12 protein-coding genes are annotated in these 16,924 nt (G+C 62.2%); 1 reads left to right on the top strand and 11 read right to left on the bottom strand.

Features of this window, described 5'->3' with window-relative positions; genetic code table 11:
- Window positions 1-35: 35 nt before the first annotated feature.
- The 9 genes from K7R21_RS02060 to K7R21_RS02020 form a co-directional block, all read right to left on the bottom strand.
- Complete coding sequence (locus tag K7R21_RS02060; protein ID WP_224981625.1) at window positions 36-1,211, bottom strand: thiolase family protein; 1,176 nt, start codon at window positions 1,209-1,211, stop codon at window positions 36-38.
- A 252-nt stretch (window positions 1,212-1,463) separates the two neighbouring features.
- On the bottom strand, window positions 1,464-2,630 hold the full coding sequence (locus K7R21_RS02055; RefSeq protein ID WP_224981624.1) for a M24 family metallopeptidase: 1,167 nt from the start codon (window positions 2,628-2,630) through the stop codon (window positions 1,464-1,466).
- A complete protein-coding gene (locus K7R21_RS02050; RefSeq protein WP_224981623.1) occupies window positions 2,624-3,157 on the bottom strand; it encodes a nitroreductase family protein in 534 nt (177 codons plus the stop codon). Before K7R21_RS02050 ends, K7R21_RS02055 begins: the two co-directional genes overlap by 7 nt.
- Before the next feature lie 90 nt (window positions 3,158-3,247).
- Complete coding sequence (gene icmF, locus K7R21_RS02045) at window positions 3,248-6,496, bottom strand: fused isobutyryl-CoA mutase/GTPase IcmF (RefSeq protein ID WP_224981622.1); 3,249 nt, start codon at window positions 6,494-6,496, stop codon at window positions 3,248-3,250.
- A gap of 31 nt (window positions 6,497-6,527) precedes the next feature.
- Window positions 6,528-7,106 carry a DUF6125 family protein gene (locus K7R21_RS02040; protein ID WP_224981621.1) on the bottom strand — a complete coding sequence of 193 codons (579 nt, stop codon included), beginning with the start codon at window positions 7,104-7,106 and terminating at the stop codon, window positions 6,528-6,530.
- A 202-nt stretch (window positions 7,107-7,308) separates the two neighbouring features.
- Window positions 7,309-9,288, bottom strand: coding sequence for a solute symporter family protein (locus tag K7R21_RS02035; RefSeq protein WP_224981620.1), 1,980 nt, complete (start codon window positions 9,286-9,288; stop codon window positions 7,309-7,311).
- 32 nt (window positions 9,289-9,320) lie between these two features.
- Window positions 9,321-9,626, bottom strand: a complete 306-nt coding sequence (locus tag K7R21_RS02030; protein WP_224981619.1) for a DUF485 domain-containing protein — start codon at window positions 9,624-9,626, stop codon at window positions 9,321-9,323.
- A 112-nt stretch (window positions 9,627-9,738) separates the two neighbouring features.
- A complete protein-coding gene (locus K7R21_RS02025) occupies window positions 9,739-10,578 on the bottom strand; it encodes an IclR family transcriptional regulator (protein WP_224981618.1) in 840 nt (279 codons plus the stop codon).
- A gap of 23 nt (window positions 10,579-10,601) precedes the next feature.
- Window positions 10,602-12,161: an acetyl-CoA hydrolase/transferase C-terminal domain-containing protein gene (locus K7R21_RS02020; RefSeq protein WP_224981616.1), complete on the bottom strand. Its 1,560-nt coding sequence runs from the start codon at window positions 12,159-12,161 to the stop codon at window positions 10,602-10,604.
- Window positions 12,162-12,663: 502 nt separating this feature from the next.
- On the opposite strand from K7R21_RS02020, the gene K7R21_RS02015 reads away from it, so the two are divergent.
- Window positions 12,664-13,080, top strand: coding sequence for a helix-turn-helix domain-containing protein (locus K7R21_RS02015; protein WP_224981614.1), 417 nt, complete (start codon window positions 12,664-12,666; stop codon window positions 13,078-13,080).
- A gap of 51 nt (window positions 13,081-13,131) precedes the next feature.
- On the opposite strand, the gene K7R21_RS02010 is transcribed toward K7R21_RS02015, so the two are convergent.
- Window positions 13,132-15,702, bottom strand: a complete 2,571-nt coding sequence (locus tag K7R21_RS02010; protein WP_224981613.1) for a hybrid sensor histidine kinase/response regulator — start codon at window positions 15,700-15,702, stop codon at window positions 13,132-13,134.
- A gap of 13 nt (window positions 15,703-15,715) precedes the next feature.
- Window positions 15,716-16,906 (bottom strand): FIST signal transduction protein, encoded by a 1,191-nt coding sequence (locus K7R21_RS02005; RefSeq protein WP_224981612.1) that lies wholly within the window; start codon window positions 16,904-16,906, stop codon window positions 15,716-15,718.
- Between the last annotated feature and the right edge of the window lie 18 nt (window positions 16,907-16,924).

Raw genomic sequence — 16,924 nt, 5'->3', positions numbered from 1 at the left:
CTCCTGTGGAAAGTTTGGATTCTTGAAGTGCGGGATCAGACCCTTTCGAATACTACCGCGACCGCCTCGCCTCCGCCGATGCAGAGGGTGGCGAGCCCGTAGCGGGCCTGGCGCCGGTGCAGTTCGCGCACCAGCGTCGCGGCCAGCCTGCCGCCGCTGGCGCCGATGGGATGGCCGATGGCGCAGGCGCCGCCGTTCACGTTCACCTTGTCCGGGTCCAGACCAAGGTCCTTGATGGCGATCATGGCCACGATGGCGAAGGCTTCGTTGATCTCGAAAAGATCGATGTCTTTGGTCGTCAGTCCCGCCTTGGCGCAGGCGACCTCGATGGCCCCGACCGGCGCCTCGGTGTAGCGCTCGGGATGGAGGCTGCAGGTAGCATGGGCGACGATGCGCGCGCGGGGTTTCAGGTTGAAGCGCTTCACCGCGTCGGTGCCGGCGAGAAGGGAGAAGGCCGCACCGTCGTTGATGGTGGAGGCGTTGGCGGCAGTGATGGTGCCGTCCTTCCGGAACACCGGCTTCAAACCGGTCAGCTTGGCGAAGTCGACCTTGAACGGCTCCTCGTCCTCACCGATCGTAACCTCGCCGCCGCGCCCTTTTTTCAGCACCGGCACGATCTCATCTTTGAAGATGCCGCCGCGGACCGCCTCCTGCGCCCGGGTGTAGGAGCGCACGGTGAACTGGTCTTGGGCCTCGCGGGAAAGGGCGTGCCGCGATGCCGCCTCTTCGGCGATGTCGCCCATGTGCCGACCGGAATAGGGATCCTGCAAGCCGTCGTAGATCATCAGGTCGGTCAGTTCGCCGTGTCCCATGCGGTAGCCGTAGCGCGCTTTCTTGAGGACGAAGGGGGCGAGCGACATGTTCTCCATCCCTCCCGCGACCACCACGTCGGATTCACCCAGCATGATGGAACCTGCGCCGAGCATGATCGACTTCAAGCCGCTGCCGCAGACCTTGTTGATGGTGAGGGCGTGGGCGGTATCCGGTATGCCGGCAAAGCGCATGGCCTGGCGGGCGGGGGCCTGCCCTACTCCGGCGCCGAGAACCTGGCCGGCGATGACCTCGTCAACCTGGGCCGGGTTCAGGTCGGCCCGCTCCAGGAGCGCCTTGATCACGGTTCCCCCCAGCACGGGTGCCTCAACGTCCGACAACGAGCCGCCAAAGGAGCCAAATGGGGTTCTCAGCGATTCCACTACGAAGACGTCTTGCATCGTTTCCCTCCCGGTGTTGATGTGTTGTCTAGAACTTTATCTGTCGTTTACGTTAAAGTCAAGCAAAAGTATAACGAGATTTTAAATCGGCGAATTTATTGTGCCATGAGGCAACAACCGCCGCAGCTCGGCGCTAAGCGGATCTGGAAAACCACACAATAAAAAGCCAAATATTGGGCACATACATTTAAAACCACGAAAAAGGGGCTCGCTTGCGCGAGCCCCAAATTAAAACAAAAATTGTTTTTCGCATTACACAAAGACGATATCGTCCGGCAAATCGGTGATTTTCACCCCACCCTCCGGTGCCACGGCAAACGTGTTTTCGATACCTATAACACCGAGACCGGGCAGCACGAACTTCGGTTCGATGGCAACCGTCTGCCCTTCCCGAAGTTGCGACTTGAATCCCTGGGCCAAGACGGGGAACTCGTCCAGCTCGAGCCCAACGCCGTGTCCGACGAACTTGGCGTTCTCACCCGGCGCCCCCATGAAGTTGCGCCCGAGCCCTGCACTCTCGGCTATTTCGACAGCCTGGGCGAACAGGTCCTCGCAGACCGCACCCGGCTTCAGGTTCTCGGCCAGGTGTTGCTGGATCCGCAGCGAGGTGGCGAAGGCGCGCTCCAGTTCCGGCGCGAGCCGCCCCACCACGAACATGCGGGTCATATCCACGATGTAGCCGTTGAAGACACCGGTGTAGTCGACCAGTACAGGGACGTTGGCGGCGATGGCGTCGGTCGAGGCGCCGTGGGGTGAGGCGTTGGAGAGTCCCCGGCCGGTGACCGCGCCGTCGAAGAATCCGGGATTACCTGCACCGGCGCTGACGGCGAGTCCCTGGAACAGTTCCTGGTTGTAGGCACGCATGCGCACGTACCCTTCGCCACCCGCCTTGCGCAGCCGGTACTCGAACTCGGCGGCGAGGTCCAGCTCGCGCATCCCCTCTTTCAGGAAACCGGGCACCTCCTTGAAGACGCCGCACAGCCGCGAGCCGCTTTCGCGCATCCGCTCCAGTTCGAGTTGCGACTTCACGCTGCGCAGCTCCCGGTTCAGCGTGGAGATGTCCACGAACTCAACACCCGGCAGGAGCTTCGCGTAGTACTGGTATTGCTGCACCGGCGCCACGTCGAAGGTGAAGCCGACCCGCTTCAGCGTGGGCGGGAACAGGGACGCGAACTCCTTGCTGGAGGGGAACGGGCGCGTGTCGTCGATGACACTTTCGGCCTGGGCCCGGAAGTAGCTCTTGCGCACCATCAGGCGCGGCTTTCCCTCGGCGGGAACAAAGAGCGCCGAGTTCTGTCGCGTGCCGGAAAAGTAATAGATGTCGATGGGATAGATGAACAGGGCGCCGTCGAGGCCTTGCTGCCTCAGCCCGTCCTGCAGCCGGGCTATCCTCTGTTCCGCTTCGGTCTTGGTCAGCATGCGCTCCCCCAGTTGTTATGATAGGCGATCTCCGAAAGCTCCTTGCGCGGCCGCGCCTTGGGCTCCTGGTCCGGGTACCCCAGCGGCGTCACCCCGACCACCCGAATCCCGCCCGGTATGCCGAGCGATTGCTTCAGGGTAGGCTCGTCAAAAAGCCCCATCCAGCAGGTGCCAAGTCCCAGGCCATGCGCCGCCAGGCAGATATGCTCGAAGGCGATGGCCGTGTCGGCCACGTAGTACTCGATGCCGTTCTCGACCCCTGATTCTGCCGGATCGGCGCAGACCACGATGGTCAGAGGGGCCTGGGACAGGGCTTTTTTGCCGGGGTTGTCGTCGGGGAAAGCGTCCAGCAGGGCGTTGCGCTTCTCTCCCGCCGAGAGCACCAGGAATCGCCAACACTGCATGTTCTTCCAGGAGGGCGCCAGACGCCCAGCATCGAGCACTTGGCTCACCTTGTCCCACTCGACCGGGGTATCCCGGTATTTGCGGATGCTTCTTCTATCGTTTATCGCTTGGAACACGTCCATGGTTTACCTCCCGTCGTCTGCAGAGCACAGCCCCCTCCCTGTCCCTCCCCCTCCGGGGGAGGGGACGTTAGGGCTCGGCATTTCAGTTAGCTACATGTTGCGGCGGTACTCGCCTCCTACCTCGTAGAGAGCCCTGGTGATCTGCCCCAGCGAGGCGCACTGCACCGTTTCCATCAGCTCGGCAAAGATGTTGCCGCCGGCCACCGCCGTCTCCTGGAGGCGTTTCAGGGCAAGCGGAGCCTCGTCCTTGTGCCGTTCCTGGAAGGTGCGCAGGTTATTGATCTGCTGCTCCTTCTCCTCTACGGTGGCGCGCGCCAGTTCGCCGGGGATCTGGTATCCCTCTTCGCCGGCGCGCGGGTTGAGGAAGGTGTTCACGCCGACGATGGGGAGCTCACCGGAGTGCTTGCGTGCCTCGTAGAGCATGGACTCGTCCTGGATCTTGCTGCGCTGGTACTGGGTCTCCATGGCGCCCAGCACGCCGCCACGCTGGTCGATCCGCTCGAACTCGGCGAGGACCGCCTCCTCCACCAGGTCGGTCAGCTCGTCAATGATGAAGGCGCCCTGCAGCGGGTTCTCGTTCTTGGCGAGGCCCAGTTCCTTGGTGATGATCATCTGCACCGCCATGGCCCGGCGCACCGACTCCTCCGACGGGGTGGTCACCGCCTCGTCGTAGGCATTGGTGTGCAGCGAGTTGCAGTTGTCGTAGAGGGCCATCAGGGCCTGCAGCGTGGTGCGGATGTCGTTGAAATCCATCTCCTGGGCGTGCAGCGACCGTCCGCTGGTCTGAATGTGGTACTTCAATTTCTGGCTGCGGTCGTTGGCGCCGTACTTCTCGCGCATCACTACCGCCCAGATACGCCGCGCCACCCGGCCGATCACCGTGTACTCGGGATCGAGGCCGTTGCTGAAGAAGAACGAGAGGTTGGGCGCGAAGTCGTCGATGTGCATGCCGCGTGACAGGTAGTACTCGACGTAGGTGAAGCCGTTGGACAGGGTGAAGGCAAGCTGCGAAATCGGATTGGCCCCGGCCTCGGCGATGTGGTAGCCGCTGATAGAGACCGAGTAGTAATTGCGCACCTGCTGCTCGATGAAGTACTGCTGGATGTCGCCCATCATCCTGAGCGCGAACTCCGTCGAGAAGATGCAGGTGTTCTGTCCCTGGTCTTCCTTGAGGATATCGGCCTGCACGGTGCCACGCACGGTCTGCAGGGTGCGCGCCTTCAATTGGGCGAATTCATCCGCCGACGGCTCGCGCCCCTGCGTGCTCTTGAACTGCGCCAACTGCTGCCTGACGGCCGCGTTGAAGAAGAAAGCGAGCATGATCGGCGCCGGTCCGTTGATGGTGATCGAGACGCTGGTCGAGGGGGCGCAGAGATCGAAGCCGGCGTAGAGCTTCTCCATGTCCTCGACGGTGCAGATGGAGACCCCGCTTTCCCCCACCTTGCCGTAGATGTCGGGCGGGTAATCCGGGTCCTCGCCGTACAGGGTGACGCTGTCAAAGGCGGTGGAGAGGCGCTTGGCGCCGTCGTCCTGGCACAGGTAGTGGAAGCGCCTGTTGGTCCGTTCCGGGGTCCCCTCGCCGGCGAACTGCCGCTTGGGATCCTCCTCGGCCCGCTTGAAGGGGAAGACGCCCGCGGTAAACGGGAAGAAGCCGGGAAGGTTCTCCTTCATGGACCACTTGACGATCTCGCCCCAGTCCTGGTAGTCGGGGAGGCAGACCTTGGGAATCTTCGTTCCGGAAAGCGACGTGGTGTAGAGCTCGGTGCAGATCTCCTTGTCGCGCACCTTGGTGACCTGGACGTCCTGGCGGTAGCAATCCTTGAGCGATTTCCAGCCGTCGATGATGCGCCGCGGCTCCTCCTGCAGTTTCGCGGAGAAGGTCCCGATCAGCTGCTCCAGTTCCGCGACCGTCCCCTCCCCCTTCACCTGGGCCTTGGCGCCCGAGAGCTGGAACAGGGTGCGCGCCACAGACGCCTGCTCTTCCACATCCTTGCGGTAGCCGCGCACGGCATGCACGATCTCGCCCAGGTAGTGGACCCGGTCCGGCGGGATGATGTACTGCTTCAGGCTCTCGCGCTCTTTGACCTCCAGGCGTGAGCTCCACCCCACGTCCTTCTTCTCGTTAACCCTATCCAGCAGGGCGCGGTACAGCACGTTGGTGCCGGGGTCGTTGAACTGCGAGGCGATGGTGCCGTAGACCGGGAGTTCGGTGTCGGGTATCTCGAACAGGTTCCGGTTACGGCGGTACTGCTTGCGCACGTTGCGCAGCGCGTCCTCGGCCCCCTTGCGTTCGAACTTGTTCAGCGCCACCAGGTCGGCGAAATCGAGCATGTCGATCTTTTCCAGCTGGGTGGGGGCGCCGAACTCGCAGGTCATCACGTAGAGCGACACGTCGCAGATCTCCACCACCCCGGCATCCCCCTGCCCGATCCCCGACGTTTCCACGATGACCAGGTCGAAGCCGGAGGCGCGCACCACGTCGAGGGCATCGCGTATCGCAGCGGAAAGTTCGGAGCGCGAATCGCGGGTGGCCAGGGAGCGCATGTAGATCCGATCGCTGTTGATCGAGTTCATCCGGATCCGGTCGCCCAAAAGCGCCCCACCGGTACGCTGCCGGGACGGGTCCACCGCCAGGATCGCCACGCTCTTCTCGGGGAAGTCCCTGATGAAGCGACGCACCAGTTCGTCGGTGAGCGAGCTTTTGCCCGCGCCGCCGGTCCCGGTCACCCCGACCACCGGGACGTCGCGCCCCATGGCCCTGATCCGGTCCCGCACCGCCCCGTACCCCTCGCTCTGGTCGTGGACCGCCTGCTCGGCCAAGGTGATAAGCGTGTTGACGGCGCGAATGTCCCGCTCCTTGAGCCGCTCGATCTCCCGGTCCGTATCGCGCTCGGGGGTAAAGTCGCACAGCTCCAGCATGTGGTTGATCATCCCCTGGAGGCCCATGCGCCTGCCGTCCTCGGGAGAGAAGATCTTGCTTACGCCGTAGGCCTCGATCTCCCGAACCTCCTCAGGAACAATGACACCGCCACCACCTCCGAAGACCTTGATGTGGTCGGCACCGCGTTCCCGGAGCAGGTCGCAGATGTATTTGAAGAACGGGACATGCCCCCCCTGGTAGCAGCTCACCGCGATCCCCTGGGCGTCCTCCTGGATGGCGGCAGTGACGATGGCGTCCACGGAGCGGTTGTGTCCCAGGTGGATCACCTCGGCGCCCGAGGCCTGGAGCATCCGCCTGATGATGTTGGTGGCGGCATCGTGCCCGTCGAAGAGACTGGTCGCGGTGACGAATCGTACCTTGTGTCTGGAGCGATAAGGCTCCGCAGCGGCTATGTGCATGTCGTTCCTCCTTGCGAGGTGGTCTTTACTGCTAGTCGGTTTTCAAGGTGAACTCCCAGGCGCACCAGAACTCTTCGGGGTGCGGATCGGGAGGGCAGGCAAGACAACGGGTCGTGATGCGCGGATCGATGGTCCGGGCGAACTCGGAATACTCGACGATCCCCACCGACTTGCACGGGTGGTCCGGGAGCCCCTTGCGCTTCCGGGCGGACTGCACCCGGCAGTCGATCATCCGGAACACCGCCCGGGTATCGCTCACCTCGATGCACTCCTGGAGATTAAGGCGGGCGTAGAAGCGGTGCTTGAGGCACTCCACCAGTGCCGGGATGCCGCCACCGGGTTTCATGGAGAGCCGCTCCATGATCCTCTTGGCCTCGATGACCGTGAAGAGCCGCCAGGCGTCGGTGTCGATGTCCACCGCCACGTCCATGCCGTATTTTTGCTCCAGCGACTGGAACCAGACCCCATCGTGGGCGAGCCAGTTCTTGGCGTCATCGACGATGATCCTGACCAGCTCCTCCTTGCTGAGCGCGTAGAGGAGCTGGATCCCCTCATCTCCCGCCGGCTGCACCACGGCTGGGATCTGTTGCAGGTTGTTTGCGTGTGTCACGGGTTCACCTCCTTGTCGTTTGTGCATCGAAGCTTCCCCCTCCCTGTCCCTCCCCCTCCAGGGGAGGGGACTCTTTCGCGCCCGCTATCCCGAAAACAAACTCACCCAGTAGGGGCCTCGCCGGAGTTGAGGACAGCCAACGGGGCCCCCTCCCCCCGGAGGGGGGAGGTCGGGAGGGGGGGGGCGGTTAGAAAAACAAGAGCTAGTGGTCCGACGCGCTGGCGATGCCGATGCCGGTGTTCTGGCGCACGTCGATCTCGTCGAACATCTCCTCGGCGCGGCGTTCTCTAAAGAGCAGACAGCCGAAGACGGCGGCCAGGAAGCCCAGCGGAACCGACACGATACCCGGGTTCTTGAGCGGGAAGATCGGCGCGTCCAGCCCCACCATGGACTTGCCGTCCTTGTTCTTCACGTACTCCGTCCGCGATTTCTCCAGGGCCTGCAGCTCCTTCTCGGCAAGTACCGCGCCGCCGGCCTGCTTCTTCTCCAGGGTCTCCACCACCTTCTTGGCGTCGGCGGCGATCTTCTTGGGATAGGTCATCACCGGCGAGACCATGACCAGCACCAGGGCGGAGATGGTGCCAACCACGAGGCCGGAAACGATCCCCGCCGTGTTGAACTTGCGCCAGAACAGGGACAGCATGATGACCGGGAAGTTCCCGGAAGCGGCAACCGCGAAAGCGAGCGCCACCAGGGCCACCACGTTCTCCTTCTCAGCCATGAGTCCCATGACGATTGCCGAGGTTCCCACGAACAGCGAGGTGATGCGTGCCACCTTCACCTGCAGCTGCTGATCCGCCTTGCCGTCCTTGATGATGTTGACGTAGACGTCGTGGGCGATGGCCGCGGAGGCCGCCAGCACCAGGCCGGAGACCACGGCGAGGATGGTCGCGAAGGCGACCGCGCAGATGAAGGCGAGGAAGATGTCGCCGCCGAGGCTCCCCGGGCCACCGCCCATGTGCTGGGCCAGCAGCAAGGTCGCCATGTTGCCACCCTTGTCCACGGCGGAGATCGCCTGCGGGGTGAGGTAGAGCGCGGCGCCAAAGCCGATCACGCTGATCATGAAGAAGAAACTGGAGTTGAGGAACAGGGCCACGATGATGGACTTGCGCGCATCCTTCGCGCTGGGGACGGTGAAGAAGCGCATCAGGATGTGCGGCAGGCCGGCAGCACCCAGCGCCCAGGCGAGGCCGAGCGAGATCTGGTCCAGGGGATTTTTCAGGAACAGGCCGGGCTCCAGGAACCTCTGCCCGTAGTCGACGCCAGGCTTGGCGATCACGTCCTTCAGCACGTTCATGCGCACGTGCTCCTGGATTGCGCTGTTACTGACGACGTCGGTGAAGAAGCCGACCGGGTTGAAGCCTGCCTTGATGGCGACCAGCAGGCAGAGGACGGTTGTCGCACCCATAAGGAGCGATGCCTTGATGATCTGCACCCAGGTGGTGGCCTTCATGCCGCCGAAGACGACGTAGGCGACCATCAGCGCGCCGACGCCGATCACGGAGATGCGGTACGGGATGTTCAGGAGCATCTGCATCAGCTTACCGGCGCCCACCATCTGGGCGATCAGGTAGAAGATGGAGACAGTAACCGTGGAGAGTGCCGCGACTCCGCGCACCACCTTGGGCGAACTCCTAAAAGAGAGGATGTCGCCCAGAGTGTATTTACCTGCGTTGCGGCAGGGCTCGGCGATGACCAGCAGGATGGCGATGAAGGAGAACATCGGTCCCACCGCATACATGAAGCCGTCGATGCCGTAGAGCGAGATAAGACCAGACATCCCCAGGAACGAGGCGGCCGACATGTAGTCGCCGGCGATGGCCCAGCCGTTCTGGAAGCCGGTGATGCCGCCGCCGGCGGTGTAGAAGTCCGAGGCGGTCTGCGTCTTCTTGGCGGCCCAGACCACGACCCCCATGGTGACCGCGATGATCAGCGCGAACATGCCGATGGTGATGCCGCGGTTGGGAGTGATCTTGGCCGGTGCGGCGCCCCCCTTGGCCGGCGTGGCCACGGCCTTGGCGGCGGCGTTGGCAGCGGGTGCCGCTGCCTGGGCAGGTGCAGCGGTGGCGGGAGCGGTGGCCTGAGGAGCGGCAGCGGCGGCGGGCGCTTGGGCGCACACGGCGGCCGCGCCGAACATCGATAGCGACAGTGCTACGGTTAAAGCGGCGATCCTCTTTTTCATACCTGGTCCCCCTCTTTAATTGATGAACGTGTCTATTGCAGCGCTTCCAGGAGTTGTTTCGTGAGCCGGTCGAAAGTCTTGTTGGCCGTGTGGGCGTAGTAGACCGCCACGCCGATGGCCATGACGAACTGGGACAGGATGAAGAGGTAGCCGAAGTTGATGGGTCCGATCACCTTCACCCGGAAGGCCTCGGGGAAGTAGCCGGAGATGACCGGGAGCAGGAGGTAGTAGATGGTCGAGATGATCCACCAGCTGAAGAGGAAGTTCCGTTTCCTGCGCTTGAGCTCGATGAACTTGCTGTGGTTGGCGATTGCTTCCCATTGCGATTTTTCCGACATGGCCGTCACTCCTTCTGTTAGGGTTACCAGCGTCCGGAAGCGGCGCCGCCGCTTCCCTGTTCATCCCCCCGCCTGCGCCAGGGGGCCAATAGCTCAGGAAAACTTTCGGGATTCAGGGGCGGGCGTAGCCGAACCTGGCGGAGAGGAGCTCCGCGCTCAGGCGCAGCGAAGGGATGATCTCCTGCTCCAGCCGGTCCCCCAGCAGCCTAAACGACGGCCCGATCAGCATCAGGGCTCCCACCACCTTGCCCGCGTAGTCCCTGACCGCCACCGCCACGGTGACCACACCGTCCCCCATGCCGCTGCACTCCACCGCGACCCCGTGCTCCCTGATCTGCTCCAGCTCGATCCGCAACGTGGCGAGGTCCGGGTGCTCTCCCTTGCCGCCGCGCCACCTCCGACCGATCTGCTCCAACAAGTCCCACGAGTCGATGGCGCGTATCACCTTGCCGGCAGCATTGGCAAAGAAGGGAAAGCGCCTCCCTACCAGCGGTTCCCCCCTCTCCTGCCGCGGGGGATCGACCATGTCCAGCAGCAGCACTTGGTCGCCGTTGGGAATAGCCATGTAGATCGCCTCGTTGTGCCTGCGGGCCAGGGCTTCCAGTACCGGACGCGCATCCTTCAGGATGGTCACCTTCAGATCGTCGTCATGCTCCGACAAGAGCGGTCGCACTATCGGGGCGAGAACCCTGCTGTTGCGGGCGTTCTGCAGCAGGGTACGGGCCAATTTCCTGGCGCGCCCCTCGTCGTATTTCCCACTCTGGACCGCACACGCCACCAGCCCCTTGTCCTCCAAAAGGGCCAACAGGAGACGGGTCCGGTACGGCGTGATTCCCGCCTGGCGCGCCAGCGCCGACAAGGAACACCCCTTGCCCCTGGCCGCAACTATCTCCAGGAGCTCGACAGCTTTTTGCAACTCGTCATGGGAAAGCTCACCTTTATCCCTTTGCATGCGTCGCCCCTCTCTGGCTGCAACTAGTTCCAGTTGTCGATCTTCATGGTCCCTTTTTCCGCGAGGTGCTGCTGCATCTTGAACACCTTGAAGAGCAGGTGCGGCTCGTGGCCGACGTTGAGCTCGCAGCACTCGCGCCTGGCCCGCTCGTAGTACTCCTGCATCAGCGGCTTGTAGTCGGGGTGGACACACTTGCTGATGATGGTCCTGGCGCGTTCCTGGGGCGAGAGTCCGCGCAGGTCGGCAAGCCCCTGCTCCGTGACCAGGACGTCCAGGTCGTGCTCGGTGTGATCGACGTGGGGCGCCATGGGGACCACGCAGGTGATCCCGGTGGGATCGGTCTTCGAGGGGCGCGTGGAGGGTGTGTGCATGATGGAGAGGTAGGCGTTGCGCAGGAAGTCGCCGGAGCCGCCGATGCCGTTGATCATGCGGGTGCCGCCGACGAGCGTCGAGTTGGCGTGGCCGTAGATGTCGAACTCCACCGGAGTGTTCATGGCGATGACGCCGAGGCGGCGGATCGGTTCCGGGTTGTTGCTGATCTGCATGGGGCGCAGCACAACCTTCTGGACGTAGAAGTCCCAGTTATCGTAGAGCCGCTTAAAGCCGTTCTCGGAGAGAGAGAGCGAGGTGGAGGAGGCGAAGTCGAGTTTCCCGGAGTCGAAGAAGTCGAGCATGGTGTCCTGGATCACCTCGGTCCAGACCTTGACGTTGGAGAAGGGTCCCTTGACCATGCCGCCCACTACCGCGTTGGCGATGTTGCCCACGCCCGACTGCAGCGGCAGGAGGTTCTTCGGCAGGCGGCCCGCCTTCACCTCGAACTGGAAGAAGTCGAGGATGTGCGCGGCGATCTGTTCCGAGGTCTCGTCGGGTGCGGAAAGGGCGCGCCCCTTGTCCGGCATGCGCGACTCCACGATGGCGAGGATCTTGTCCGGGTCGCAGGGGACGTAGGGTGAACCGATGCGGTCGTCGACCCTGCTGATCAGGTAGGGCTTCTTGTAGGGAGGGCGCTCGGTCATCACGATGTCGTGGATTCCTTCGAATGAGGGAATGGCGGTATTGATCTCGATGATGAGCTTGTCGGAGTGCTGGATCACCTCGGTGGCGCAGCCAATGGAGCCCCCCAGAATGATGCTGCCGTCCTCGGTGATGCCGCTCGCCTCGATGAGCCCCAAGTCGAAGCCGCCCCCCCGCTCCTTGGTGTAAAAGCCGTAGGCCAGGTCCTGCGCGTACACCGAGAGGTGCTTGTCCCCCATGCGCACCGTGCCGTTGTTCACCTGCTTTTGCACCACTTTGCCGGTCTGGTAGGGCCAGCGCTTGTCGGTCATCAACAGCGACGCCCAGCGGTCCTCGATCTCGGCCCCGATGGAAGCGCCTATGAACAGGTTGAAGCGCATCTTCCCCTGGAGGTTGTTTTTCTCCACGTAGTCGGCCAGGGCCGCCGGGACCACCTTGGGATAGCCGACCGGGGTGAACCCGGACCAGCCCAGGTCCATGCCGTTACGGAAAAAGGGGATGGTGTCCTCGGGGTTCATGATTCTCGAATGCAGGCTCGTCTTTCTGATCCTTTTACGCAGCTCGCTCATTTCAACCTCCGTTATTTAACTAGACACATTCAGCATGAAAAGTTGGTTTTGTTTTACCTTACACTACGTAATTATTTGATTATTTCGTGGACCAGATTCAACAAAACGATGGTTTGTTTAATAGAAAGATTGGGCTCACACCAGTCAACGCCGGCCTCCCAAAGAAGACCGGAACCGTGGCGATCAGCACACCCGCTCACGGCAGTCGGGCTGAAAATATTTGACGCACAGGGAAGATTAGCACCATCGTTCCGTTGGCCACCCGAGAAAAAGCTAAAGATAACCACCGGTTTTACATGTATTTTAATCGTTAAGAGCCATTGCGGTAAAAAAAATATCAGTCGTTTACGTTAATGTCAATCACAAATAAAACATAGTTGTACATTTTTGAATTTTTATGATGACCGGTGCCCGCTACTGTGCCGACGTGCAGCGAGGAGTATTGATTGACAAACGCCGCCCCTTGGCTGAGAATGTCTCAATTTACGTAAAGGTGAAGCGAATGACGAATGTGTTGAAGGAAGGCGAGACCATGGTCTCGATAAGCGACTTGGCGAGGGATCTGGGACTGACAACGAGGACCCTGCGCTACTGGGAAGAGGTGGGAATCGTAGAATCGGTGGAGCGGCAGGACGGCGCTAACCGGGGGTACACCCCCTACTATGTCAGAAGGATAAAGTTCATCATCAAGCTCAAAGAGTTGGGGCTGACCATCAAGGAGATGCAGGATCTTTACGCTGCCTACGGGGATGCCAAGCAGACCGAGAAGATGATCCCACGGCTCATCGAGATCCTGGACCTGCATGTGGCCAAGGTGGATGAAAAGATGGCGCAACTGGCGTCGCTAAGGCAGGACATCGTGGGGTACCGGCAGAAGATGATGAAGCAGTTCGCGCTTTCCAACGAAAAGGAGCAGTGAGGAAATTCACCCTTCTCCCCATTCCATGAGAGAGGGTCAGAATGAGGGGACCTAGCTGTCTCGCAGTGTTTCCTTAAGCTTCCGCCCCAGCGACTGCAGGTCGAAGGGCTTCTGGATGAAATGCCTCGCCTCGTCCACCACGCCGCGCTGGGCCACCAAGTCCCTGGTGTAGCCCGACATGAACAGGACCTTCAGCCCCGGGCGAAAGACCTCGATGGCATCGACCATCTCCTTGCCGTTCATCCCCGGCATCACCACGTCGGTCAGAATCACGTCTATGCGTGTCCCCATGTCCCTGCAGATGGCGATGGCCTCGTCGGCGCCGGAGGCATGGATCACCGTGTAACCCAGGTCCCTCAGGGCGCGTAGCGTCATCTTGCGCACCAGCGCGTCATCTTCGACCAGCAGCACGGTTCCCGACCCCACCAGCGACGCCTCGAGTTCTGCATCCTCCACGGTCGCGGCGGCTCCGGCGAACCTGGGGAAGTTGATCTGGAAGATGGTCCCCTGTCCCGGCTCGCTGTACACGTTGATGAAGCCGTTGTGCTGCCGCACGATGCCGTACACCGTCGCCAGTCCCAGCCCCGTCCCCTTGCCCACCTCCTTGGTCGTGAAAAAAGGCTCGAAAATGCGATCGATGGTGTCGCGGTCCATGCCGCAGCCGGTGTCGCTTACCGAAAGCTGAACGTAATCGCCGGGAGAGGCGTCCAGGTGGTACTGGCTGTAGCTATTGTCCACCGTGATGTTCGCCGTTGCCACGGTGAGCACCCCTCCGTTTTCCATGGCGTCACGCGCGTTCACCGCCAGGTTGACCAGGATCTGGTCCAATTGGGTGGTGTCGGCGCTGACCGGCCAGAGATCGGCAGCCGGCTGGAAAGTCATCTTGATGTCTTCGCCGATCAACCGCCCCAGTGTTTTCTGCATCTCGGCGAAGTGCTCGTTCAGGTTCACTTCCCGCGGGGCGATCACCTCGTTGCGCGAGAAGGCCAGCAACTGCCGGGTGATATCGCTGGAGCGCTTGGCGGCATGGATGATCTGGTCCAGGTCCTGCCAGAGCGGGGTCCCCTCCTGGGCCTCGCGCAACGCCAGCTGGGCGCACCCCAGGATGACGCTCAGCATGTTGTTGAAGTCGTGCGCCACGCCCCCCGCCAGCCGCCCGATCGACTCCATCTTCTGCGACTGGAACAGCTGCGCTTCCAGCAGCTTGCGCTCGGTGGTATCCTCCTTGACCGCCAGATAGTGCGTGATGACGCCGTTTCTGTCCCTGATGGGTGAGACGGTGGCGTGCTCCGAAAAAAGCTCGCCGTTCTTCTTCTTGTTCAGGAACTCCCCTTCCCACACCTTGCCGCTGGCGATGGTCTGCCACAGCTTCCGGGCCCCCTCCGGGTCCGACTTCCCCGACTTGAGAAACCTGGGGTTTCTGCCGGAGACCTCCTGTAGCGTGTACCCGGTCAGCTGGACGAACTTGGGATTGACGAACTCGATGCGCCCGGAGGTGTCGGTGATGACGATGGAAACCGGGCTTTGCTCGACGACCTGGGAGAGCTTGAGCAGCGACTCTTCGTCCCGCTTTCTCTCGGTGATGTCCTGCATGATGCCGTCGATGTAGGCGAGCACGCCGTTGTCGTCGAAGGTGGGGCGCGTGCTCAGGTTGACCCAGATCCTGCTGCCGTCGTTGCGGTAGAATTCCACCTCGAAATTCTTCACGTTGTGCCGCTGGTGCATCATCCCGTAGAGTTCGTCGCGCCTCGTGGGGTCGACGTAGAGCTGGGGGCCGATGTCCACCACGTTTTCCAGCACCTCTTCCGGGGTCTGGTAGCCGAGGATGGCGGCTGTGGCAAAGTTGCAGCTCAGGAACTTCCCTTCCGGCGTGGTCTGGAAGATCCCCTCCATGGCGTTTTCAAAGATGCCGCGGTACTTCGCCTCGGCGAGCCGCTCCTGCTCCAGCGCCTTCTTCATGCCGGCGTAATGGATAAGATTCTCGATCGCAGAAGAGAGGAGCCCCACCAGGTTGCCGATGCCGAACAGGGCCTCCTCGCTGTCGCTGACCCTGCGGTTGAAATCCGCGTTCTCCGCCGAGTTGCCCACCGCGAGGAGGACAGCGGGATCGGAGGGATTGCCCAGCGGGCAGAGCAGGTACTCGTCCATCAACAGCTTGGCGCGGTACTCCGAGAGCGCGTGCTGTCGGGAGCCTTCCGTGCAGATGCGATAGTTTTCGCCACTAAAGAGCGGGGACAGGAAGGGGGCCTTCTTCGGGATGCACAGGGAGGCGACGGTGCTTTCCTCCTCGGCATCGTAGTAGCCGTCCCAGGCGCAAACCGTGTAGGCGGCGCCGTCTTCGGACTTCTGGAAGATGAGCACCCGTTCGTAGTTGAGGCTGTTGATGGCGTAGCCGGTGGCCAGTTCAAAGATGGCCGAGAGGTCAACGCAGGTTGAGAGCTTGCGGCTCAGGTCATAGAGCTCGCTGTACTCCTTCACCTGGGCGTCCAGCTTCTCCTGGTAGTCGTAGAGCCTGCTTTCGGCCTTGACCAGCCGTTTCACCTGCTCCGACAGGATCTCGTTCTCCCGGCGCAGCTTCTCCAGTTCAGCTGCCGGCACTATGTCTTTTCCGGAATCGCTCATACGCTGCGGTCTTTCAATACACCACGGTCACTACAGAGGTGAAGTTGTGGAAGCAGTTGTACTTCCGGATCGGCCCGATCTCTCCATAGGTATAGAACCCCAGCCAGGGCACCTGCTCCCCAAGGTCGCGCTGCAGGGACTTGACCAGGTCCATGCGTTCCTGCTCCTTGAAGACCACCCGGCCCCGCCCCATACATTCGAACTGCAGCACGAATTTGGGCGGGTCGCCGCAGAGCTGTTCCTTGATCTGCCGCGGTATCGAGCGCAGGCCGTTCATCATCAACTCCTTGTCGCGGCGCACGATCCAAAGCTCGGTTCCCTCCGTCACGTCGGACTGGATGGTGACCGAACCCTCGTGTTCATCCTTGTCGGTTATGTACCGGATGAAGTACTCCTCGTACCCCTGGCGCAGGTGCTCCGGCGTTTTGAAGCCGAGACACAGGTTCAGTGTGGCCTTGTTCCACTTGATGGCCCAATCCTCGTCCAGGTACTCCTTGAGCACCTCCAGGGCCGATACCCCGTCGATCTCGTAGATGATGTTCCCTTTACTGCGGGTTATGGTGCGCTTGGTGCCGACGGGGACACAGCCGTGGTTGATTCCCCACGCCACCTGCCCCTTGCCGGACATGACCACGCAGCAGGCCCCGTCGCTGAGCACCTGGTCGTCGTGGTACTGGAAGGTCTTGCGGGAGGCCCAGTTGTCGGCGGCCAGCCCGCCGAAAATCGGCAACCGCGCCGACGGTGACAGTACCTCCTCGAAGGCCGCCACGAAGGGATCGAAGTCAAAGCCAAGCCCGTCCGCGAGCAGGAACAAGGCGCGGCTGTCCGACGCCACCAGCGGCGCGACCCGTTCCGCCAGCCGCCGACCGGCGACGTCGCCCCCCTCCCCTATCCCCACGATGGAGGCGGTGGCAAAGCGCAGTTCGTCCGAGGCGATCACCATGACGCCGACGGCAAAGTTGGTTTCGGCCACCTCCTGCTGCGCGATGACCCCTTCGCCGGAGCAGCCGCACAGCGGGGCACTGGAGGTCTCCTCGCGGATGGCGGCGATCAACCTCTGCTGGTGATAGCCTACCGTAGCGAAGACCATGACGAAATCCGGCTTGCCGATGCCGGCCCGTTCCAGCGCGGTCCGGGCCGCCTCCTGCCCCGCCTCGACCGGATTCTTGCGCATGCTGAACCCTATTCCTACCGATGTCCCCATGACATCCTCCACCGCTTG

The sequence above is a fragment of the Geomonas agri genome (assembly GCF_020179605.1).
Taxonomy (GTDB): Bacteria; Desulfobacterota; Desulfuromonadia; order Geobacterales; family Geobacteraceae; genus Geomonas; species Geomonas agri.
Note: the sequence above shows the minus strand (reverse complement) of the source record. Positions and strands in the feature narration are given on the sequence as shown.

Bases quoted from the DNA above. Each gene is read 5' to 3' on its own strand.
- icmF (WP_224981622.1), bottom strand. From the start codon at position 6,496: ATGCACATAGCCGCTGCGGAGCCTTATCGCTCCAGACACAAGGTACGA.
- K7R21_RS02010 (WP_224981613.1), bottom strand. From the start codon at position 15,702: ATGAGCGATTCCGGAAAAGACATAGTGCCGGCAGCTGAACTGGAGAAG.
- K7R21_RS02055 (WP_224981624.1), bottom strand. From the start codon at position 2,630: ATGCTGACCAAGACCGAAGCGGAACAGAGGATAGCCCGGCTGCAGGAC.
- K7R21_RS02005 (WP_224981612.1), bottom strand. From the start codon at position 16,906: ATGGGGACATCGGTAGGAATAGGGTTCAGCATGCGCAAGAATCCGGTC.
- K7R21_RS02030 (WP_224981619.1), bottom strand. From the start codon at position 9,626: ATGTCGGAAAAATCGCAATGGGAAGCAATCGCCAACCACAGCAAGTTC.
- K7R21_RS02050 (WP_224981623.1), bottom strand. From the start codon at position 3,157: ATGGACGTGTTCCAAGCGATAAACGATAGAAGAAGCATCCGCAAATAC.
- K7R21_RS02060 (WP_224981625.1), bottom strand. From the start codon at position 1,211: ATGCAAGACGTCTTCGTAGTGGAATCGCTGAGAACCCCATTTGGCTCC.
- K7R21_RS02025 (WP_224981618.1), bottom strand. From the start codon at position 10,578: ATGCAAAGGGATAAAGGTGAGCTTTCCCATGACGAGTTGCAAAAAGCT.
- K7R21_RS02015 (WP_224981614.1), top strand. From the start codon at position 12,664: ATGACGAATGTGTTGAAGGAAGGCGAGACCATGGTCTCGATAAGCGAC.
- K7R21_RS02035 (WP_224981620.1), bottom strand. From the start codon at position 9,288: ATGAAAAAGAGGATCGCCGCTTTAACCGTAGCACTGTCGCTATCGATG.
- K7R21_RS02020 (WP_224981616.1), bottom strand. From the start codon at position 12,161: ATGAGCGAGCTGCGTAAAAGGATCAGAAAGACGAGCCTGCATTCGAGA.